Genomic DNA, 22,390 nt, shown 5'->3' on the forward strand with positions numbered 1-22,390 from the left:
CGGAGAGCTCTAGACTGGCGGAATGACTGGACCCGTGGTCCCATTCCGCGAGATCGTTCTCAAGGTTCACAGCAGATGCGATCTTGCCTGTGATCACTGTTATATCTACGAAGCCCCTGATCAGAGTTGGCGCACCCGCCCCAAGGCAATCTCTGACGAGGCGATTTCCCGGACGGCGCGGCGACTGGCCGAGCACGCCGGGAGACACGTACTGCCCTCCGTGTCAGTGATCCTGCACGGAGGGGAGCCGCTGCTGGCGGGCCCCGCCCGGCTGCGCCGGGTGTGCGAGGAGCTGACCGCCGCCCTCGACGGCGTCGCGGAACTCGATCTCCGTGTACACACCAATGGGATCCAGCTCAGCCCCCGCTACCTCGACCTCTTCGACGAGTTCGGGCTCAAGGTCGGCATCTCCCTCGACGGAGACCGCGCGGCCAACGACCGCCACCGCCGCTTCGCCGACGGCCGCACCAGCCATCCGCTGGTCCTGCGCGCGATCGACCTGCTCCAGCAGGACCGTTACCGCCACCTCTTCCTCGGCCTGCTCTGCACCATCGACGTCGCCAACGACCCGGTCGCCGTGCACGACGCGCTGATCGCCCTGGACCCGCCGCGCATCGACTACCTGCTGCCGCACGCCACCTGGGACGCGCCCCCGCCCCGCCCGCGCGGCTCCCGGACGGAGTACGCCGAGTGGATCCTGGCGGCCTTCGACCGGTGGGAGGAACAGGGGCGCCCCGTTCCGGTCCGGCTGTTCGAGTCCGTACTGTCGACGTTGAACGGCGGCCCCAGCCTCACCGAGTCCCTGGGCCTGGCCCCCACCGACCTGGTGGTGGTGGAGACCGACGGCACGCTGGAGCAGGTCGACTCCCTCAAGAGCGCCTACGACGGCGCCGCAGCCACCGGCTTCGACGTCTTCCGGCACTCCTTCGACGACGTCGCCGCCCACCCCGGCGTCCGGGTGCGCCAGCTGGGGCTCGCGGGCGTGGGCCCCGAGTGCCGCTCCTGCCCGGTGGTCCGCTCCTGCGGCGGCGGGCTCTACACCCACCGCTACCGCTCGTCCCGCGAGGCCGAGGGCCGGGACGCCTTCGAGGGCCCCTCGGTCTACTGCGACGACCTGGCCGCCCTGGTGCGGGGCGTCGAGGCCCGCACGGCCGCCCGGAGCGTCCCGGAGGCCGTCACCGACCCCGGCGAACTCGTGGCGGCCCAGCACGAGCTGACCCGCACCCTGCTCGCCCGGCTGCACGCCGATCTGGCCGGGCGCGGCGGCCCCGAGTGGGAGACCACCTGGCGGCTCACCGCGCTGGCCGACGGTCCGGCCCTGGACGAGGTGCTGGCCCAGCCGTACGCCCGGAGCTGGCTGCTCACCACGCTGGAGGCGCTGCGCGAGGGGCGGCCCGACGCCCTGGCCCACGCCCACCGGCTGGCGGCCTACACGGCCGCCGCCGCCGTGCGCGGCCGGCTCGACCTGCCGGTCACCGTTCCGTACACCGACGGCCGGCTGTGGCTGCCCACCCTCGGCGAACTGCGCGTCGGGGCCCCGGGGGAGTCCGGCCGGATCGAGGTGATCGCGGCCGAGAAGGGGTTTCGCGCCGGACGTGAGGGGTTCGAGGTTGAGGTGGAGTGCCCGCGCGAGCCGTGCGGCGACTGGCTCCCGGTGCGCGGACTCGGCCGGGACGGGGCGCCCGATCCGGCCCTGGACGACCTGGACCCGTACCGCGACTGCTTCGGGCGGCCGGTCAGCGCGCGGCTGGGGCTCGCCGCGGCCGACGAGTGGAGCGGGCGGCTCGGCGCGGCCTGGGGGCTGCTCTCGGCCGCCGCGCCCGCTCACGCCGCTGCCGCGGCCACCGCGCTGACCACGCTCACCCCGCTGGCAGACGGCGGCGAACCGGCCGTGGGGCGGCACGCCTACGGGGCGCTCGGGGTGCCGGTGGGGCTCACGGGGGAGGCGTTGGCGCTGGGGCTGCTGCGCGGTTCGCGCCGGGCCGCCTTCCGCGCACTCCTCGACGTCGCGGATCTGTACGCCTTGGACGGCGCCTGGCAGCATGCCGTCGACTGGCGCGCGGAGCCGGTGGAGATCTCCGTCGCGCTGGCCGAAACGCATGAGCGGGTGGCGGTCGCCGCCTACGACAGGAGTGCGCGCACCCTGGCGGAGACCCGGCGCTCGCTGGAAGCTCTTGAGGAGGCGGCCGAACTCACCGTCAGCGGGAAGGCCCTGCTCGCCGCCGTCGTGCTGGAGTGGGAAGAGGCAGCCCGTGGATGAACGAGCCGCAGCATCGCTGGAGAGCGCCTTACTGGACGACCTGGTCGCCATGGGGGTGAGGGAGGGGGACACGCTGCTCGTGCACGCCTCGTTGAGTGGTCTGGGGCACGGCCCGCGCGTCCTGGGGCAGGCGCTGTGCGCGGCGGTCGGGGGGCGGCTCAAGGGCACCCTGGTGGTTCCCGCGTTCACCCCGGAGAACTCGCTGACCTCGTCCGCCCACCACCGCCGCGCCCGGCAGGCGCGGGACCCGGCCGCGTACCGGGAGTTCCGCCGCAGGATGCCGGCCTTCGACCCGGAGCACACCCCCAGCCAGGGAATGGGCCGGCTGGCGGAGTGGGTGCGCACCTCGGAGGGGGCGGTCCGCAGCGGCCATCCGCAGACCTCCTTCGCCGCCTGGGGCAGCCGTTCCCTGGAACTGATGGCGGAACACGAACCGGATTGCCACCTGGGGGAGAGGTCGCCGCTCGCGGCGCTCTGCCGCAGCGATGCCAAGGTTCTCATGATCAATGTCCCATTCGCCGTGTGCAGCGCCTTTCACCTCGCGGAATACCGTTATTGCCGCAACCCGCCGAAGAAGCTGTACAGCTGTGTGGTGCGCGACGAAAGTGGACGCAGGGGATGGTTCCACTATCCCGACGTGGATCTCGACGACAGCGACTTCGAGACGATCGGGGCGGACCTTCCGGAGGAAATGCGCATCAAGTGGCAGCTGGGACGGAGAACGGCCCGGTTGTTTTCGATCAAGGGGGCGGTGGACCATGCGGTGGAGTGGATGACCGAAAAGCGGCCTTGTTTGACCGAACGCTGAGGGGATGGAGCGTCGTGCGCTCCGGAATGATGTTCTTCAATACTGCAGGACGGGGGTCGTGTGCACGCATCAGCGCAGCCGCGTCCGGCCGACCAACATCGGCCCTACTTCTTTCTGAGTTACGCGCACACGCCGAGGTACGGGGCGGGCGGCCCGGACCCCGACATGTGGGTGGAGCGGCTCTTCCGTGATCTCTGCGGCCATGTGATGGCCATGACCGACCTGCCCGCCGGCGCGCCCGCCGGCTTCATGGACCGCGAGATACGGTCGGGCGAGGGCTGGTCGGAGCGTCTGGGCGAAGTCCTGGCCTCCTGCCGGGTGTTCGTGCCGCTGTTCTCGCCGCGCTACTTCGCGAGCGAGATGTGCGGCCGGGAGTGGTACGCGTTCGAGCAGCGCACCATCCAGCACCAGGCGTACACCAACCGCCCGGCCGAGGCGATCGTGCCGGCGCTGTGGGTACCGGTCCCGCCCGAACAACTGCCCGGCCCGGCAGAGCGGTTGCAGTTCAACCACCGGGCCTTCGGCGACCGCTATGTCACCGACGGCCTCTACGGGCTGATCAAACTGCGGATATTCGCCGAGGAGTACGAGCGGGCCGTCTACGAGCTGGCGAAACGGATCGTGAGCGTCGCCGACGCCACGGCCATAAGGCCCGGCCGGCACGTCGACTACCGGCTGGCGCCCAGCGCCTTCGGCGCCGCCGCGAGCGAGGGCCCGCGCCCCATGCACGTCACCGTGGCCGCCCCCACCCGGCACGAGCTGCCCGAGGGCCGCGACGGCGCGTACTACGGCGACAGCCCGCTGGAGTGGAACCCGTACCATCCCGTCTCCGCCCGGCCGCTGGCGCTGGTCGCCGAGGACATGGTGCGCTCGCTGAACTACCAGACCACCGTCTCGTCCTTCGACGAGGAGGTGCTCCACCTCGACGGGAAGCAGCCGCCGTCCCGCCCCGAGGTGCTGCTCGTGGACCGCTGGGCGCTGGAGGACGACGACCGGCGGGCCCGGCTCGCCGCCTTCGACGCCGAGCACCGCCCGTGGGTGAGCGTGGTCGTCCCGTGGAACCGGGAGGACCAGCAGAGCCGGGCGTCCGAGGTCGAGCTGACCCACCGGCTGGAGGAGACCATGCCCTCCAAGATGCGCCAGGGCCGGGCCGCGTGCCGGGCCGCCGCCAAGGGCGTGCCCAGCATGGAGGCGTTCGGGCAGATACTGCCCCAGGTCGTGGAGGCGGCGGCACAGCAGTATCTGAGACACGCGACGGTCTATCCGCCCGCAGGGGGAGGGCACACCGAACGGCCGCGCCTGGTCGGGCCGATGGGCACCGATTTCGGCACCACGCAGTACATCCCCGACAGGCTCGATCACGCGCCCGATGCGGAGGAGACGGATGACAGCCAGTCGTGACGGACGCATCGTCACGTTCTACTCGTACAAGGGTGGTACGGGCCGCACCATGGCCCTCGCCAACACGGCCTGGATCCTTGCCGCCAACGGCAAGCGCGTCCTCGCGGTGGACTGGGACCTGGAGGCCCCGGGGCTGCACCGCTTCTTCCACCCGTTCCTCGACCCCTCGACCCTCGGCGCCACCACCGGGGTCATCGACCTGATCACCGAGTACGCCTGGGCCGCCACCAGCCCCGTGCCGCGCTCCGACGACTGGCACCGCGACTACGCGCGCATCCAGCCGCACGCGGTCTCGCTCACCCCGGAGGCGCTCGGCTGGCAGTTCCCCGACGGCGGCACCCTGGACTTCGTCTCCGCCGGCCGGCAGAACCGCGAGTACTCCGCGACCGTCTCCACCTTCGACTGGGACAACTTCTACGACCGCCTGGGCGGCGGCCACTTCTTCGACGCCCTGCGCGAGGACATGAAGGAGAACTACGACTACGTCCTGATCGACAGCCGCACCGGCCTCAGCGACATCGCCGACATCTGCACCGTCCACCTGCCCGACGTGCTGGTGGACTGCTTCACCCTCAGCGACCAGTCCATCGACGGCGCCGCCTCCGTGGCCCGCCAGATCGACGAGCGCTACAGCGGCCAGAACATCCGCATCCTGCCCGTCCCGATGCGCATCGACGAGGGCGAGAAGGAGAAGGCGGACGCCGGCCGGGCGCTCGCCCGCCTCAAGTTCGACCGCTTCCCGGCCGGGCTCTCCGGCGACGAACTCACCGCCTACTGGGGCGCGGTGGAGATCCCGTACCGCCCCTACTACGCCTACGAGGAGACGCTGGCCACCTTCGGTGACGAGGCCGGGCTCTCCAACTCGCTGCTCTCCGCCTTCGAGCGCCTCGCCTCCGTCGTCACCGAGGGCCGCATCACCTCGATGCCGACCGTCAACGAGGAGATCCGGCTGCGGATCCGGGACGCGTTCACCCGCCGCAGGCCCGCGCTCCCGGCCGACCTGTTCCTCAGCTACGTCGCCGAGAACCGGATGTGGGCCGACTGGATCGAGTCGGTCCTCACCCGCGCCGGGTTCCGGGTGGTGCCCCGTGACGTATCGGCCGAGCCCAGCGGCGCCGACGGGGAGGCGGTCGCCGCTGAGAACGCCGCACGAACCGTGGTGCTGCTGTCCAGCGCCTACCTCAAGTCGGCCCGCGCCGTGGAGATCTGGTCCCGGGCCGCCGCCGAAGACCCCTCGGGCGCCCGCCGCCAGCTGCTGCCGCTGCGGGTCGGCGACGTCCGGCTCACCGCGCCCTACATCGACCGCAACCCTGTCGACCTGTTCCGCCTCGACGAGGTGCACGCCACCACCGCGCTGCTGCGCGCGCTGGAGCGCCCGGTGCAGATCAGCGACGGGGTGGCGCCCGGCCCGCGGTTCCCCGGCACCGTCCCCAAGATCTGGAACGCGCCGCCGCGCAACCCCGGCTTCACCGGCCGCTCGCTGGTCCTGGAGCGGATGCGGGACCAGCTCGGCGGCGGCCTCGCCGTGGTCCTGCCGCAGCCCCAGACGCTCTACGGACTCGGCGGCGTCGGCAAGACCCAGGTGGCGATGGAGTACGTCCACCGGTTCATGGCCGACTACGACCTGGTCTGGTGGATATCCGCGGAACAGCCCGACGACGTGGTGGCCGGGCTCGCCGAACTCGGCTCGCGGCTGGGCGTCCAGGGCGGCGACGACATGAGTTCGGCCTCCCGCGAGGCCATCGACCTGCTGCGGCGCGGGGTGCCCACCTCGCGCTGGCTGCTGGTCTTCGACAACGCCGACGACCCCGAGCAGCTCAAGCGGTTCTTCCCGCCGGGCGGGCCGGGCCACGTCCTGGTGACCTCCCGCAACCAGACCTGGTCGCAGTACGGCGACGCGCTGCCGGTCGACGTGTTCCTGCGCGAGGAGTCCGTGGAGCACCTCCAGCGGCGCGCCCCCGGCCTCTCGGCGGAGGACGCCGACCAGGTCGCGGTCGCGGTCGGTGACCTGCCGCTCGCCGTCGAACAGGCGGCGGCGTGGATCGCGGAGACGGCGACGCCGGTCGCCGCCTATCTGGAGCAGCTGGCCCAGCAGGCCCCCAGCGTCCTCGCGCTCAACCAGCCCGCGGGCTACCCGGAGCCGGTCGCGGCCACCTGGAACGTCTCCATCGAGCGGCTCAAGCAGCGCTCGCCCGCGGCGGTCCGGCTGCTCCAGCTCTGCGCGTTCTTCGCCCCGGAGCCGATCTCCGCCAACCTCCTCTACAGCAAGGAGATGATCGACGCCCTCAAGCCGTACGACGCCACGCTCCAGGAGAAGCTGGTGCTGGGCCGGGTCATCCGGGAGATCGGCCGGTTCGCCCTCGCCAAGGTCGACCAGGTCGGCAGCTCCATCCAGGTGCACCGGCTGGTCCAGGCCGTGATCCGGGCGCAGTTGAGCGAATCGGAGCAGATGGACGCGCAGCACGCCGTCCACCGCATCCTGGCGGGCGCCCGGCCGGACGCCGACGAGCCGATCGACAACCCGGAGACCTGGCCGCAGTTCAACACCATCTGGCCGCACCTCACCCCGTCCGAGGCGCGGCTCTGCAACGACTCGGAGACCCGCCGGCTGCTCATCGACCGGGTGCGCTACCTCTGGAAGCGCGGTGACTTCAACGCCGCCGCCAACACCGCCGAGGACCTGCGCGAGGAGTGGCGCGAGAAGCTCGGCCCCAACGACCTCCAATACCTCTACCTGCGCTTCCACCTCTCCAACATCCTGCGCTCGCGCGGACGTTACGTGGAGGCGATGGAGCTGGACGAGGAGACCCTGGCGCGCCAGACGGAGGTGCTGGGCGCCTCGCACCCGCACACGTACATGACCACCAGCGCCCTGGCGATGGACCTGGGCGCGCTCGGCCAGTACAGCAAGGCGATGGAGCTGGCGACCGAGGCGCACGAGGGGTTCCGGCAGATCTTCGACGAGTCGCATCCGCGCACCCTCGCCGCCGCCAACAACCTCGCCCTGAACATGCGCATGCTCGGCCAGTACGCCCGGGCCCGCGAGCTCGACCAGGAGGTCTACGACCGCCGCACCGAGGTGCTCGGCCCGGACCACCCCTACACCCTCTCCTCCGCCATGAACCTGGCCCGCGACCTGCGCGAGGTCGGGCGGTACGAGGACTCGGTGACCCTGCTCAGCCGCACCTACGACCTGTACAAGGAGCAGCTGGGCCGGACCTTCCCGGGCACCCTGGCCGCGGCCAAGAGCCTCGCCGTGTCGCTGCGCCGGGCGGGCCGGCTCGACGACGCGCGGCGGCTGACGGCGGCCACCCGCAACCGCTACCGCGCCAAGTACACCTCCGCCAACCCGGACTGGCTGGCCTGCGACCTGAACATGGCCGCCGACCTGTTCGCCGCCGGGGACGCGACGGCGGCGCGGGACGCGGCCCAGGAGGTCGTCGACGAGTACGTCAAGGTGCCGGGGGAGCGGCATCCCTACACCCTGGCGGCCGTCAACAACCTGGGCATCTACCAGTGGGCCTGCGGTGCGCTGGACATCGCCGAGACGCTCTTGCAGAACACCATACGGACCATGAGCGACATACTCGGGGAGAACCATCCGCACGCCCTGTTCGCCGCCGTCAACCTGGCCAACGTGAAGGCCGACATGGGCGATCTGGAGGGCGCCCTGGAGATCGAGCGCGCCGCCGTGGCACGGCTGCGGGAGGTGCTGGGAGCGCACCACCCGGAGACGCTGGCGTGCAGCGCGAACATGGCGGTCACGCTCGACGGCCTGGGCCGCAAGGAGGAGGCCACGCATCTGCGGGCGGAGGCCGTGGAGGAGCTGCAACGGCTGCTCGGCGAGGACCACGCGTTCGTCCGGATCGCCCGGGACGAGCGCCGGGTGCAGCGCGACCTGGAGCCGCTGGCGGTGTGAGGCGGGGGCCGGTGCGACCGCAGTGATCGCACCGGCCGGGCCGCCGCCCTCCCGGACGGCGGCCCGCCCCTTCGCTCAGTCCTGCTCGATGAGCCAGGTCAGGATGGAGGGCAGGGCGTGCAGGGCGTCGAAGTGCGCGGCCGTCGGCTCCAGCACGGCCGTGGCGCCCGGGATCCGCTCGGCGAGCCAGCGCGAGTGGCCGACCGGGGAGAACACGTCCTTCACCCCGTGCCAGAGCAGCACCTGCCCGGTGATGTCGGCCGGGTCGAACCCCCAGGGGCCGCAGAAGGCCAGCGCGTCGTCGATCCAGCCGTACGCGGAAGTGCGCAGCGCCTCCTGGTAGTTGCGCAGCAGCATGGAGCGCACCCCGGCGTCCTTGACCACCATGCGGTCGGCGTGGGTGAGGTCGCGGCGCAGTTCGTCGAGGAGCTGGATGGGGTTCTTGCGGATCTCGTCCGAGCGCGGGATGAGCCGGGCGGCGAACTCCTCGGGGTCGACCGAGGCGGTGGTGTACTCCTGGACGTTGTAGGCGGTCATCCCCTCGAACCAGTCGAGCCCCGCCGCGTCCCGGGGCGCCAGGGTGACCAGGGCGGCGGTCCGGGTGACCCGCTCGGGCAGCAGCGCGGCGCAGGCCAGCGCGTGCGGGGCGCCGCCGGAGCGGCCGACGACGGCGAAGCGTTCCAGTCCGTAACTGTCCGCGATCGCCTTGACGTCCTGGACCACGTCGGCGACGCTGCGGCCGGCCAGCCGGTCGGAGCCGCCGTAGCCGGGCCGGTCATAGGCGATGAGCTGCATCCGGCGCTGGTAGAGGACCATGCCCCGGGGGGCCGGGCCCAGGCGGCTGCCCGGGGTTCCGTGCAGCAGGAAGACCGGACTGCCCCGGGGATCGCCGAAGCGCTCCACCATCAGATGCCGTCCGTCCGCCGCGCGCACCCGACCGCGCACCCGTCCCCCCTCCGGTCGTGTACCGCCGTATCGGTTGTCGTATACAGGCATCGACTGTTGCGGCATTCCCCTCCCGCCTGCGATTAACCCATTCAGTGAGTGTGACCGGGACTCCCCCCGCGACGGAAGCGGAGTTACCGTCGAAGTACACGTCCGATTCGGACCCTTGGGGGCCGTGATGGTCGAGGCATTGGTGGCGGCGGCTGTGGCTGTCGGATCCGCCGGCATCGTGTACGTACTGGCGGCTGCCCGGGTGGTCAAGCAGTACGAACGCGGGGTGGTGTTCCGGCTGGGCAAGCTCAGGGGTTCGGTCCGGGGCCCGGGTTTCACCCTGATCCTTCCGTTCGCCGACCGGCTCCACAAGGTGAACATGCAGATTGTGACGATGCCGGTCCCGGCCCAGGACGGCATCACCCGGGACAACGTCACGGTCCGGGTGGACGCGGTCATCTACTTCAAGGTGGTCGACCCGGCGGACGCGGTCGTCCAGGTCGAGGACTACCGCTTCGCGGTCTCCCAGATGGCCCAGACCTCGCTGCGCTCGATCATCGGCAAGAGCGAACTCGACGATCTGCTCTCCAACCGGGAGAAGCTCAACCAGGGACTGGAGCTGATGATCGACAGCCCGGCCATGGGCTGGGGCGTGCAGATCGACCGGGTGGAGATCAAGGACGTCTCGCTGCCGGAGACGATGAAGCGCTCGATGGCCCGCCAGGCGGAGGCCGACCGCGAGCGCCGGGCCCGGGTGATCAACGCGGACGCGGAGCTCCAGGCGTCGAAGAAGCTGGCCGAGGCGGCCGGGGTGATGTCGGAGCAGCCGGCCGCGCTGCAACTGCGGCTGCTGCAGACGGTGGTGGCGGTGGCGGCGGAGAAGAACTCGACGCTGGTGCTGCCGTTCCCGGTGGAGCTGCTGCGCTTCCTGGAGCGAGCGGCCCCGGCGGCGCCGCAGACGGCGGCGGCCCCGGCGGAGGACCAGACTGCGCCCGCCCCCGTCGAGGCGCCGACGGCACCTGCCCCCATCGAGGTCGATGGTCCGGAAAACGAAGGTCAACAGCTAAAAGGACCTTCAATCTAAAGATTGTGAGCGGAGTCTCACCTGTGAACCCCAAATGGGTCGCACGGGGGTGATTCGTCCGGATCATGGCGAATGATCATGGCGGCGATGTTGCGGCCGTGTGAAACGAACGGGGCGTACGACACAAGCATTTCGCAATGCCGCTTCCCCGGCCGAATCCGACTTGCCGGGCGTCCGGGGCGCCGCCTCTAATGGCTGCCGATCCCGTCGGACGCACCTCCAGGAGCACGCCCCAGATGTCAACGATCCGCGCCCTGCGCGCAGACCGCACCGGCCTGGCGGCGCTCTGCGCGGTGCTCCTGTTCGTCGTGCTCGCCCTCACCGCCCCCCTGATCACCGCCCTCTACGGCAAGAACCCCACCGAGCACTACGGGCAGAACACCCCCGGACTGCTCAGCCCCGAAGGGCTCCCCGTGCTGCCCAACGGCGGGATCTCCGGGGAGTTCTGGTTCGGCCTCGAACCCGGTCTCGGCCGGGACGTCTTCGCCCAACTCCTGTACGGGATGCGGACGTCGCTGATCGTCGCCGTGGCCGCCACCGCCCTCATCGCCCTCCTCGGCACCGTGCTCGGACTGCTCGTCGGCTATCTCGGCGGCCTGGCCGACCGCGCCTTCACCTTCGTCTGCAACGTCCTGCTCGCCTTCCCCACCCTGCTCCTCCTGCTGGCGCTGAGCCCGGTCGTCAAGACCCGGTTCGTCGACCCCGGGGAGAACGAGCCGGTGTGGATGCAGTTCACGGTGCTGATCGCGGTGTTCGCCGCGTTCGGCTGGGTGCCGCTCGCCATGGTGCTGCGCACCACCGTGAAGTCGCTGCGGGAGCGGGAGTTCATCGAGGCGGCCCGCGCCTCGGGGGCGAGCCGGCGCCACATCCTGGTGCGGGAGCTGCTGCCCAACATCTGGGCGCCGATCCTGGTCAACGTCACCCTCACCCTGCCCGGCATCGTCACCGCCGAAGCCGCGCTCTCCTATCTGGGCGTCGGCATCGACGAGCCGGTCCCGGACTGGGGCCGGATGATCTCCCGGGGCGCGGAGGTCTTCTACGACGACCCCACCTACATGGTCTTCCCCGGCGTGACGATCCTCGTCTTCGTCCTCGCCTTCAACCTGCTCGGCGACGCCGTACGGGACGCGCTGGACCCCCGGACCGCCCGCTGATCCAACGCGCCGCCCCCGCACACCACTTCAGCCGCACCGCGCCATCCGCACCACTTCATCCACGTCACCTCGTTCACCTCGTTCACGTCACTTCGTACGACCGGAGTTCCGCCATGCCCAGAATCAGCCCGCGCACCGCAGCCGTCCCGGCTCTCGCCACCGCCGCCGCCCTGCTGCTCTGCTCCTGCTCGGCGGGCGCGGGCACCGGCGACGGGGGCGGCGGGACCAAGTCCGCCGAGGTCAAGAGCGGGCAGCGGCTCACCGCGACGCTGGGCACCGCCAAGGACAGCAGGGGCCCGGCCCCCGCGATCGCGGACGCCCGGTCCGGCGGCACGGTCAAGGTCGCCAACCTCAACGACTACAGCCACCTCGACCCGCAGAAGATCTACGCGGGCGAGGGCTACAGCACCTCGCTGCTCTGGGGCCGCCAGCTGACCCAGTATCAGGTGGTGGACGGCAAGCCCGTCCTGGTGGGCGACCTGGCCACCGACACGGGCCGCTCCTCGGACGGCGGGCGCACCTGGACGTACACCCTCAAGGACGGCATCGCCTGGGAGGACGGGCAGCCGATCACCTCCGCGCACATCAAGTACGGCATCGAGCGCACCTTCGCCCCCGGCTTCGAGCTCGGGCCCAGCTACTGGCCCGAGTGGCTCACCGGCTCCGAGGACCGCAGCGCCGCCGTCAAGAAGTACGCCGGGCCCAAGCAGGGCTCCCTCGACGCCATCGAGACGCCGGACGCCAAGACCGTCGTCCTCCACTTCCCCCAGCCGCAGTCCGACGTGCCGTACATGGCCGCCCAGTCCTCCTCCTCACCGGTGCGCGAGGACAAGGACACCGGCACCGCCTACGACACCCACCCCTTCGCCACCGGCCCGTACCGGATCGTCGAGCACAAGCAGAACCAGTCGCTCACCCTGGAGCGCAACCCGCACTGGAAGGCGGAGACCGACCCGATCCGCCACCAGTACGCCGACCGCTTCGAGTTCACCTTCGGCAAGAAGATCCTCAACACCGCCCAGGAGGTCCTCAACGGGCGCGGCGACGGGCCGGACACCGTCACCACCAAGAGCGAGGTCCCGCCGGAGCTGTACGCCCAGGCCGGGCGCGACCCGGAGAAGAAGGCGCTGCTCGTCGCGGGGAGCAGGGGCGCCTACACCAACGACCTGTACATCAAGAACAGCCGGGTCACCGACCCCGAGGTCCGCAAGGCCATCCACTACCTCTTCCCGCGCGAGCAGGCCCGCCAGGTGCTCGGCGGCCCGCGCCTGGGCGAGTTCGCCACCACGCTCTCCTCGCCCGCCGTCGTCGGCTGGAAGAAGTACGACCTCTACCCGGTCGCGCCCGGCGGTGACATCGAGAAGGCCAAGGAGCACCTGGCCAGGGCGAAGACGAAGGTGGACACGCTCACCTACGCGTACGAGGCCGACGCGCCGGAGAAGGACCGGCTCGCCCAGGTCCTGGTCGACGCCTTCGCCAAGGCCGGGATCAAGCTGGTCGTGAAGCCCCTGGACAAGGCCGCGTTCACCAACGAGGTCTTCCGCGGCCCGGCCCCCTACGACCTGTGGATGTCCACCAACTCCGTCGACTGGCCCACCCCGGCGACCCTGCTGCCCGACGGCTACGACAGCCGCCTGGACGCCCTCTCCAACGGCATCCGCTACAACAACCCCAAGGTCGACAAGGAACTCGACCGAATCAAGGGGATCGGGGACGCGCAGCAGAAGGCCGCCGCGCTGATCGATCTGGAGCAGGTGGTCATGGCGGACGTGCCGGTCGTGCCGTTCCTCTACACCGCCGTCACCCAGTTCCGCGGCCGCAACATCGGCGGCGCCGCCATCCACCCCATCTACGGCTCCATCGCGGCGGCCGACCTCTACCTGAAGAAGTCCTGACCCCGCCATGACCGGTTACGTCGTCCGACGCGCCCTGCAGGCCGTGGCGGTGCTCCTCGCGATCACCGCCACCGCCTTCGGGCTGTTCTTCGCGGCCCCCTCCGACCCCGCGCTCATCGCCTGCGGACCCAAGTGCGACACCGGGCAGGTCGAGGCCGTACGCCACAGCATGGGCCTGGACCGGCCCGTCGCCGCCCAGTACGCCGACTACCTCGGCGGGCTGGTCGCGGGCCGCACCATCGACGATGTCGACGGCAGCCCCATCGACTGCCCGGCGCCCTGCCTGGGCTACTCCTACGCCCTGCACCAGCCGGTCCTGGACGCGATCGGCGACCGCTTCCCGGCGACCCTGTCACTGGCGGCGGGCGCCCTGGTGGTGATCGCGGTGCTCGGCATCGGGGTGGGCTTCACCGCCGCCCTGCGCCGCGGCACCCGCACCGACCGGCTGCTCTCCACCTTCACCCTGGTCGGCGCCAGTGTGCAGATCTACTTCCTCGGCTACGCCCTCCAGTACCTCCTGGTGTACGCGACGGGTGCGCTGCCCGTGCCCGGCTACACCCCCTTCGGCTCGTCGCCCGGGGCCTGGGCGGCCGGGCTCGCCCTGCCCTGGCTGGTGCTCGGATTCGTCAACGCGGCCGTGTTCGCCCGGCTTTCGCGGGCCCAGCTGCTGGAGTCGATGCACGAGGGGTACGTCCGCACCGCCCGGGCCCGGGGCCTGTCCACCCTGCGCACCCATCTGAAGTACACCGCGCGCGGCGCCGGGGCCCCGCTGGTGCAGCTGCTCGGTCTGGAGGCGGGCGCCCTGTTCGGCGGGGCGTTCATCACCGAGACCGTCTTCGGCATCGACGGCATCGGCAAGCTGGCCGTCGACTCCGTCGTCCAGAACGATCTGCCCACCGTCGTCGGGACCGTCCTGCTCGCCGCCTTCTTCGTGGTGGTGTTCGTCGCGCTCGCCGACCTGCTGGTGGCCCGGCTCGATCCGAGAGTGAGGCTCGTATGAGCGCCCTGAACGCCGAGCGCGCCGCGAGTGCGGAGCGCGCGGGGAGCGCCGTCCTGCGGGTGCGCGACCTGTCCGTCTCCTTCACCGGGCGCGGGGGCGTCCCGGCCCCGGCCGTCCGGGGCGTGTCCCTGACGGTCGGACCCGGTGAAGTCCTGGGCCTGGTGGGGGAGTCGGGGTCCGGCAAGTCCACCGTGGGGCTCGCGGCCCTGGGGCTGCACGATCCCGTACGCACCCGGATCACCGGCAGTGTGGAGGTGGCCGGGACCGAGGTCGTGGGCGCCCCCGAGTCCGTGCTGCGGGGGCTGCGCGGGTCGAGGATCGCGATGGTGTTCCAGGACGCTCTCGCCGCGCTCTCGCCGTTCCACACCGTGGGGGCGCAGCTCGCCGAGGCGTATCGCGTCCACCACCGGGACGCCTCGCGCGCCGAGGCGCGGGAGCGGGCGGCGGCGATGCTGGAGCGGGTCGGGATCGCGGCCGGGCGGGCCGGTGACTTCCCGCACCAGTTCTCCGGCGGGATGCGCCAGCGCGTGATGATCGCGGGCGCCCTGGTGAACGCGCCCGACGTGGTGGTCGCCGACGAGCCGACCACCGCGCTCGACGCCCGGGTGCAGCGCCAGGTCCTGGACCTGCTCGCGGAGCTCGGGCGCGAGAACGGCACCGCCGTGCTCTTCGTCAGCCACGACATGGGCGTGATCGGGGAGATCGCCGACCGGACGGCGGTGATGAGGGACGGCCGGGTCGTCGAGGAGGGGACGACGGCCCGGCTCCTCACCGCCGCCGCCCATCCCTACACCCGGGCCCTGATCGGGGCCGCGCCCACCATGGCCACGGTCCCGGGCAGCAGGCTCGCGACCGTGGACGAACCGGCCCCGGTGACCCCGCCCCGCCCCGCGCGCCCCCGCTTGGCGTCGCACGGCGAAGCCGGGCACCCGGACGGCGTCGCACTGCCCGGGGCCGGGCATCGCGACGGTGCTGTGTCCTCGGGGGCCGGGCATCCGGACGGCGCCTCGCCGCCCGCCCTCGCCGAGATCAGCGGTCTGCGGGTCGCGTTCCCCGGGCGGCGGCCCCTCCTGGGCCGCCGGGCCGAGCCCGTCGTCGCCGTACGGGACGTGAGTCTGCGCATCGCGGCCGGTGAGACCCTCGGCCTGGTCGGCGAGTCCGGCTCCGGCAAGTCCACCACCGCCCGGGTGCTCGCCGGACTCCAGCGGCCGACCGCCGGCACCGTGCGGTTCGACGGCCGGGACGTGTCCGGCGCCGCCGGGAACACCGCGCTGCGCCGCGAGCTCAGCCGGGACGTCCAGCTCGTCTTCCAGGACCCCTACGCCTCGCTCAATCCGCGCCGCACGGTCGAGGAGATCGTCACCACACCGCTGCGGGCGCACACCCGGATGGACCGGGACGAGCGGCGGGAGAGGGCCGCCGGGCTGCTCAAGCAGGTGGGACTCGCGGAGGACCGGCTCGACAGCTACCCGCACGAGTTCAGCGGGGGCCAGCGCCAGCGCATCGGCATCGCGCGCGCCCTGGCCGTACGCCCCCGGCTGATCGTCGCGGACGAGCCGGTGTCCGCGCTCGACGTCTCCGTCCAGGCGCAGGTGCTGAACCTGCTCCTCGACCTCCGCGACGAACTGGGCCTCTCACTGCTGTTCGTCTCGCACGACCTGGCGGTGGTGCGGCACTTCTGCGACCGGGTCGCGGTGATGCGCGACGGCGCGATCGTGGAGGAGGGCGAGCGGGACGCCGTGTTCGGATCCCCGGCCACCGCGTACACCCGGGAGCTGCTCGCGGCGGCCTGCTAGGGCGTGTCCGGGGTGCGCGAGAAGGGGACCGGGGAGGGGAAAACCGGCGAGGGGCTCCGGGGGCTGTCGGCCCGGGTCCTTCAGAGGTGCCCCGGGGAGGCCGGTGACGGGGGGCCGGTCTCCAGGGGGTCCTCCCCGGTTTCCTTCTTGCGCACCCCGGCCATGACCATGGTGACCGCCGCGCCGGCCACCGCCCAGGCGGAGAGCACCAGCAGCGGGCCGGTGACCGCGTTGCCCCGGAAGTAGGCGATGGAGCGGGCCGTCCAGGTGCCCGCGCCCGGCGGCAGTGCGGGCCCGATCGCCTTCCAGAACGGTGGCAGCAGCGGATAGGGATAGGCGCCGCCCGCGCTCGGGTTGCCCAGCACCACGACGACCAGGATCGCCAGTCCGATGCCGATGATCCCGGCGAGCCCCTGGAAGGCCAGGGTCGTGGCGCCCACCGCGAACACCACCAGCGCGCCCAGACCCGACAGGGCCAGGTAGTTGCCGGGCAGGGCGCTCAGCACCGGCCCGATGATCAGCGCGCCGAGCAGCCCGGCGGCGATCGAGTACACCGCGAGCGCGGCGAGCCGGATCAGCGCCCGCTGGACGTTGGCGGGCCGGGCGCCATGGCTGATGGCCAGGATCGCGGCGCAGAGATAGCCGCCCACGCACCAGCCGACGACCAGGTAGAACGAGGACAGCCCACGGGCGTCGCCCTGGTCCGCCGGGGCCACGTCCACCACCCGCACCGTGCGCCGCTCGGCCTTCTCGACCGCGGAGACGACCAGCTCGACGGCCCCGGAGAGGGAGGCTCCGCCACCGCTGGCGACGAGCAGGGTGTCGGTCGTGCCGGCCGGGTCGACCAGCAGCGCGCCGTCGATGTCGCGGTCGCGCAGCTGGCGGGTGGCGGTGGCCCGGTCCTTGACCGCCCGGGCGTCCAGCGCACCGCCCGGCAGCGCGTTCAGCCGCTGGACCGTCCCGGTGCTGATCTGCTCGGGCGCCACCACCGCGAACGCGATGTCCTTCGGCTTGGGGCTGTGGAAGGCCCCCGCGTAGGACGTGATGAACGCGACCATCAGCCCGAGCACCCCGATGACCAGCAGCGCGGCCCGCACGGTGACGGCGCTCTTCACCTCGTCGACGAACGTCATGCCCCTTACGCTCCGGGCCCCGGCCGGGCGGCGCAGTCGGAGGCGGGCCGAATGGCTGACGTCCGGACCGTCCCCCGGCCGTATGAGTCGCTCGCACATGTGTCGTACGCATGTTCGAAAATTGGTCTATGGTGAAGGAGGGGGACGGTGAGAACGATTGGTCCAGGAGGTGTGGGTGCCCGGTTTCACGCATCTGCGCACCGTTTCGGGTTACTCCCTGCGATACGGGGCTTCCCACCCGGAGCGGCTGGCCGAGCGCGCCGCCGAACGGGGGATGGACGCACTCGCCCTCACCGACCGGGACACCCTCGCCGGCGCCGTGCGCTTCGCCAAGGCATGCGCGGCGGCGGGGGTGCGCCCACTCTTCGGGGTCGACCTCGCCGTCCCCGAACACCCCCTCGAACAGCCGAAGGGTCCCGCCGGTTCCCAGCGCCCCCGCACCCCCGTCCGCGGCGGCGCCTTCATCGACGAGTCGGCGCCCCGCGCGGCCTTCCTCGCCCGCGACGGCGCCACCGGCTGGGCGGAGCTCTGCCGGCTGATCACCGCCGCCCACACGGCGACCGGGCAGCCGCTGCTGTCCTGGTCCGCCCTGCCCGCGAGCGGGCTCACCGTGCTGCTCGGGCCGGAGTCCGAGGTGGGCCGGGCCCTCGCCGCGGGCCGCCCCGACCGGGCCGCCCGCCTCCTCGCCCCCTGGCGCGAGCTCTACGGCGACGCCCTGCGCCTGGAGGCGGTGCACCACGGGCGCGCGGGCACCGGGCCCGGCTCGCTGCGGCTCGCCGCCCGCACCGTCGGCTTCGCCGCCGAACAGGGCGTACCCGCCGTGCTGACCAACGCCGTGCGGTACGCGGACGCCGGGCTCGGCCCGGTCGCCGACGTCCTGGACGCGGCCCGCCGGCTGGTCCCCGTCGACCCGCGCAAGGGGCTGGACAGCGGCGAGCGCTGGCTGAAGGACCCGGCCGCCATGGCCCGCGCCGCCGAACGCGTCGCCGAGGCCGCCGGGCTGCGCCGGGACACCGCGCACCGGCTGCTCGCCGTGACCGAGGAGACCGCCGCCGCGTGTCTGGTCGACCCCGCCGAGGAGCTGGGCCTCCAGACGTACAGCTACTTCCCGGAGCCCCACCTCGTCGGCGCCGCGGACCGCACCCCGCAGCGGGTCCTCGCCTCCCGCGCCGCCGCCGCAATGGTGCTGCGCGGCCACGCGGGCGAGCGCGCGTACTGGGAGCGGATGCACCACGAGCTGGACATCATCGCGTTCCACGGCTTCGCCTCGTACTTCCTCACCGTCGCCCAAGTCGTGGACGACATACGGAAGATGGGGATCAGGGTGGCCGCGCGCGGCTCCAGCGCGGGCTCGCTCGTCAACCACCTCCTCGGCATCGCCCACGCCGACCCCGTCGAGCACGGCCTGCTGATGGAGCGCTTCCTCTCCACCCGGCGCCGGGTGCTGCCCGACATCGACATCGACGTCGAGTCCGCCCGCCGCCTCGACGTCTACCGCGCGATCATCGACCGCTTCGGCACCGACCGGGTCGCCACCGTGGCCATGCCCGAGACCTACCGGGTCCGCCACGCGGTACGGGACGTGGGCGCCGCCCTGTCCATGGACCCGGCCGAGATCGACCGGATCGCCAAGTCCTTCCCGCACATCCGGGCCCGGGACGCCCGCGCCGCCATGGCCGAACTGCCGGAGCTGCGCGAGGTCGCGGCCGAGCAGGGGCGGCACGGACGGCTGTGGGAGCTGGTCGAGGCGCTGGACGCGCTGCCGCGCGGAACCGCCATGCACCCCTGCGGTGTGCTGCTCTCGAACGCCTCGCTGCTGCGCCGCACCCCGGTCGTGGCGACCAGCGGCGAGGGGTTTCCCATGTCCCAGTTCGACAAGGAGGACGTGGAGGATCTCGGGCTGCTCAAGCTGGACGTCCTCGGTGTGCGGATGCAGTCGGCGATGGCGCACGCGGTCGCCGAGATCGGCCGCACCACCGGCCGCACGCCCGACCTCGACGACCCGCGCGAGGTCCCCCCGGGAGACCTGCCGACCTACCGGCTCATCAGGTCCACCGAGACGCTCGGCTGCTTCCAGATCGAATCGCCCGGCCAGCGCGATCTGATCGGACGGCTCCAGCCCTCCACCTTCCACGACCTGGTCGTGGACATCTCGCTCTTCCGTCCGGGGCCGGTCGCCGCCGACATGGTCCGGCCGTTCATCGAAGCCCGCCACGGGCGGGTCCCGGTGCGCCATCCGCACGAGGACCTGGCGGACGTCCTGGGGGAGACCTACGGGGTGGTGGTCTTCCACGAGCAGATCATCGCGATGATCGACATCATGACGGGCTGCGGCCGGGGCGAGGCCGACCGGGTGCGGCGCGGACTCTCCGACCCCGAGTCGCAGGAGAAGGCGCGCGTCTGGTTCGCCGGGCACGCGGCGGGGCGGAACTACTCGGCCGAAGTGATCGACCGCACCTGGGAGATCATCAAGGCGTTCGGCTCGTACGGCTTCTGCAAGGCGCACGCCGTCGCGTTCGCCGTGCCGACCTACCAGTCCGCCTGGCTCAAGGCCCACCACCCGGCCGCCTTCTACGCCGGGCTGCTCACCCACGACCCCGGGATGTACCCCAAGCGGCTGCTCCTCGCGGACGCCCGGCGGCGCGGGGTGCCCATCCTGCCGGTGGACGTCAACCGGTCCTCAGCGGTCCATAGAATCGAACTGGTGTACAATTCTCGGGTCTGGGGGCTCCGGCTCGCACTCGCCGACGTCCAGGGCATCAGCGAGGCCGAGACGGCCCGGATCGAACAGGAGCAGCCCTACTCCTCGCTGCTCGACTTCTGGCGCCGGGCCCGGCCCAGCCGCCCCGTCGCCGAACGGCTCGCCCAGGTCGGCGCGCTCGACGCGTTCGGCGGCAACCGGCGCGACCTGCTGCTGCACCTGGCCGAACTCCACCGCGCCCAGCGCGCGGCCGGGTCCGGCGGCGGCCAGCTCCCGCTCGGCGACGGGCGGCGGACGGCCCGCGCCGGACTGCCCGACCTCGACGACGCCGAACGGCTCAGCGCCGAGCTCGGCGTCCTCGGCATGGACACCTCCCGCCATCTGATGGTGGATCACGAGACCTTCCTGAAGGAGCTGGGCGTGGTCTCGGCCAAGCGGCTCCGGGACGCCGGGCACGGCGAGACCGTCCTGGTCGCGGGCGCCAAGGCGGCCACCCAGACCCCGCCCGTCCGCTCCGGCCAGCGGGTCATCTTCACCACGCTGGACGACGGAACGGGCCTGGTCGACCTGGCCTTCTTCGGCGACAGCCACGCCGCCTGCGCGCACACCGTCTTCCATTCCTGGCTCCTTCTGGTACGAGGGGTGGTGCAGCGGCGCGGCCCGCGCAGCCTGAGCGTGGTGGGCGCCGCGGCCTGGAACCTGGCCGAGCTGGTCGAACTCCGCCGCGAGGGCGGCCTGGACGCGGTCTCCGCCCACCTGTCGGCCCCGGCGACCGGCGGGGCGGGGGAGGCCGACGGGTCGAGGAGTGGCGAGGGGGCGGGCGGGGACGACGGATCGAAGGGGAGTGATGGGCCGAAGGGGAATGACGGGCTGACGGGGAACGAAGGATTGAAGGGGAACGAGGGGTTGGCGGGGAGCAAGGGGCCGACCGGGAGTGAGGGGCTGGGCCCGGCCAGCGACGGAACCGCCGCCCGCCGCGCCGCCTCGGCCGACGGTGGGACCGGCCGCACTGCCCCCGCCGCCGACGGAACCGGCCGCGCTGTCCCGGCCGCCGATGGGGACCGTCCCGCCTCCGCCGGCGACGGGCGCCGCATCGAGCTGCCCACGGGGTACCGGATGAACCCCTGGGCCGACCTCCAGCCCGCCGGTGAACGCGCCGCCACCGGGCGGAAGTTGTGGCACCAGAGCCCCGGGAGCGCCGGATGATCCTCTACGTACGGTTCCATCTGCCTCCCGCGCCGACGGCTCCCTCCGCTTCCGCCGGTGCCTCCGCTCCTCCTGTTCCCTCCGTCGCGGACGCCGGGCCGGAGGCGGCCCTCCCCGCGCTGCTCTCGGTGCTCGGCGGCCTCACCCCGGCCGTCCAGGCGCTGCCCCCGGACGCCGCACTCGTCGATGTGCGCGGCGCCGAACGGTACTTCGGGTGGAACGCGGCCCGGCTCGCCTCCGTCATCCGTGTCCGGACCCTCGCCCACCGGGGGGTGGACTGCACCATCGGGGCCGGGCCCAACCCCATGCTGGCCAGGATGGCCGCCCGGACCGCCCGGCCGGGCACGACCCTGGTGCTGTCCCCGGACGAGGTGACGGAGTTCCTGACGGGGAAGCCCGTCGTCGCGCTGGACGGGGTCGGCCCGGCGACCGCCCGCACCCTCTGCTCGTACGGACTCGACTCGGTCGACCGGCTCGCCGCCGCGCCTCTCGCCACCCTGCAGCGGATCGTGGGCGCCCGGGCCGGCCGCGAACTCCACGAACGGGCGCGGGGAACCGACCGCACGGCCGTGGTGCCGAACGCCGCCGCCCGCTCCCTCGGCGGCGAACGCTCCTTCCCCCGCGACGAGCTGGACCCCGATCGCCTGCGCCGCGCGCTGCTCTCCCTCACCGAGGAGCTGGGCGCCCGGCTGCGCGGTACCGGCCAGGTGTGCGGCTCGCTGACGCTCACCGTCCGGTACGCCGACCGGTCCACCACCACGCGGAGCCGCGCCCTGCGCGAGTCCACGGCGCACTCCCCGGCGCTCACCGCGCTGGCCTACGCGATCCATGAGTCGCTCGGCCTCCAACGGGCCCGGGTGCGGGGCGTCTCCCTGCGGGCCGAGGGGCTGACACCCGCCGAACTCGCCTCCCGCCAGCTCACGTTCGACCCGGCGGACGGCCGGTCCCGCCGCATCGAGGCCGCGGCCGACCGCGCCCGCGCCCGCTTCGGCCCGACGGCCGTCGTCCCGGGCACACTGGCCGACGCGGCCTGACTCCTCCCTTTCCCCTCCCCTCCCCTCCTCGCCCCTTCCCTTTCCTCCACGCACCGGTCGACG

13 protein-coding genes are annotated in these 22,390 nt (G+C 72.6%); 11 read left to right on the forward strand and 2 right to left on the reverse strand.

Annotation, left to right across the window (positions count from 1 at the left end; translation table 11 throughout):
• Positions 1-22 precede the first annotated feature (22 nt).
• From fxsB to fxsT, 4 genes are read left to right on the forward strand one after another with little or no spacing between them, the layout of a single operon-like run.
• Positions 23-2,260, forward strand: coding sequence for a radical SAM/SPASM protein FxsB, inactivated metallohydrolase extension form (gene fxsB / locus AB5J87_RS27545; RefSeq protein ID WP_369380260.1), 2,238 nt, complete (start codon positions 23-25; stop codon positions 2,258-2,260).
• Positions 2,253-3,068 (forward strand): aminoglycoside N(3)-acetyltransferase, encoded by an 816-nt coding sequence (locus AB5J87_RS27550; RefSeq protein WP_369380263.1) that lies wholly within the window; start codon positions 2,253-2,255, stop codon positions 3,066-3,068. Before fxsB ends, AB5J87_RS27550 begins: the two co-directional genes overlap by 8 nt.
• 60 nt (positions 3,069-3,128) lie before the next feature.
• Complete coding sequence (locus tag AB5J87_RS27555) at positions 3,129-4,469, forward strand: TIR-like protein FxsC (protein ID WP_369380264.1); 1,341 nt, start codon at positions 3,129-3,131, stop codon at positions 4,467-4,469.
• On the forward strand, positions 4,453-8,388 hold the full coding sequence (fxsT, locus tag AB5J87_RS27560; RefSeq protein ID WP_369380266.1) for an FxSxx-COOH system tetratricopeptide repeat protein: 3,936 nt from the start codon (positions 4,453-4,455) through the stop codon (positions 8,386-8,388). Before AB5J87_RS27555 ends, fxsT begins: the two co-directional genes overlap by 17 nt.
• Positions 8,389-8,463: 75 nt before the next feature.
• Here the strand turns inward: fxsT and AB5J87_RS27565 are convergent, their stop codons facing one another.
• Positions 8,464-9,333 (reverse strand): alpha/beta fold hydrolase, encoded by an 870-nt coding sequence (locus AB5J87_RS27565; protein ID WP_369380267.1) that lies wholly within the window; start codon positions 9,331-9,333, stop codon positions 8,464-8,466.
• 178 nt (positions 9,334-9,511) lie between these two features.
• On the opposite strand from AB5J87_RS27565, the gene AB5J87_RS27570 reads away from it, so the two are divergent.
• The 5 genes from AB5J87_RS27570 to AB5J87_RS27590 all read left to right on the forward strand — a co-directional run bounded on the left by AB5J87_RS27570 (position 9,512) and on the right by AB5J87_RS27590 (position 16,253).
• Positions 9,512-10,408 carry a slipin family protein gene (locus AB5J87_RS27570; protein WP_369383691.1) on the forward strand — a complete coding sequence of 299 codons (897 nt, stop codon included), beginning with the start codon at positions 9,512-9,514 and terminating at the stop codon, positions 10,406-10,408.
• A gap of 236 nt (positions 10,409-10,644) precedes the next feature.
• The gene (locus AB5J87_RS27575) at positions 10,645-11,562 is read left to right on the forward strand and encodes an ABC transporter permease (RefSeq protein ID WP_369380269.1); all 918 of its coding nucleotides are present in this window, start codon (positions 10,645-10,647) and stop codon (positions 11,560-11,562) included.
• Between the two features lie 113 nt (positions 11,563-11,675).
• On the forward strand, positions 11,676-13,457 hold the full coding sequence (locus tag AB5J87_RS27580; protein ID WP_369380270.1) for an ABC transporter substrate-binding protein: 1,782 nt from the start codon (positions 11,676-11,678) through the stop codon (positions 13,455-13,457).
• 7 nt (positions 13,458-13,464) lie between these two features.
• Positions 13,465-14,457 (forward strand): ABC transporter permease, encoded by a 993-nt coding sequence (locus tag AB5J87_RS27585; RefSeq protein WP_369380271.1) that lies wholly within the window; start codon positions 13,465-13,467, stop codon positions 14,455-14,457.
• Entirely contained in the window at positions 14,454-16,253 is a 1,800-nt protein-coding gene (locus AB5J87_RS27590) for a dipeptide ABC transporter ATP-binding protein (protein ID WP_369380272.1), read from the forward strand. Before AB5J87_RS27585 ends, AB5J87_RS27590 begins: the two co-directional genes overlap by 4 nt.
• An 80-nt stretch (positions 16,254-16,333) precedes the next feature.
• Here AB5J87_RS27590 and AB5J87_RS27595 read toward each other — a convergent pair whose 3' ends face one another.
• On the reverse strand, positions 16,334-17,386 hold the full coding sequence (locus tag AB5J87_RS27595) for a DUF3533 domain-containing protein (protein WP_369380274.1): 1,053 nt from the start codon (positions 17,384-17,386) through the stop codon (positions 16,334-16,336).
• A gap of 175 nt (positions 17,387-17,561) precedes the next feature.
• On the opposite strand from AB5J87_RS27595, the gene dnaE reads away from it, so the two are divergent.
• The gene (gene dnaE / locus AB5J87_RS27600) at positions 17,562-21,293 is read left to right on the forward strand and encodes a DNA polymerase III subunit alpha (protein WP_369380276.1); all 3,732 of its coding nucleotides are present in this window, start codon (positions 17,562-17,564) and stop codon (positions 21,291-21,293) included.
• On the forward strand, positions 21,290-22,327 hold the full coding sequence (locus AB5J87_RS27605) for a helix-hairpin-helix domain-containing protein (RefSeq protein ID WP_369380279.1): 1,038 nt from the start codon (positions 21,290-21,292) through the stop codon (positions 22,325-22,327). Before dnaE ends, AB5J87_RS27605 begins: the two co-directional genes overlap by 4 nt.
• The last annotated feature ends 63 nt before the right edge of the window (positions 22,328-22,390 follow it).

Source organism: Streptomyces sp. cg36 (assembly GCF_041080675.1).
Lineage (GTDB): Bacteria > Actinomycetota > Actinomycetes > Streptomycetales > Streptomycetaceae > Streptomyces.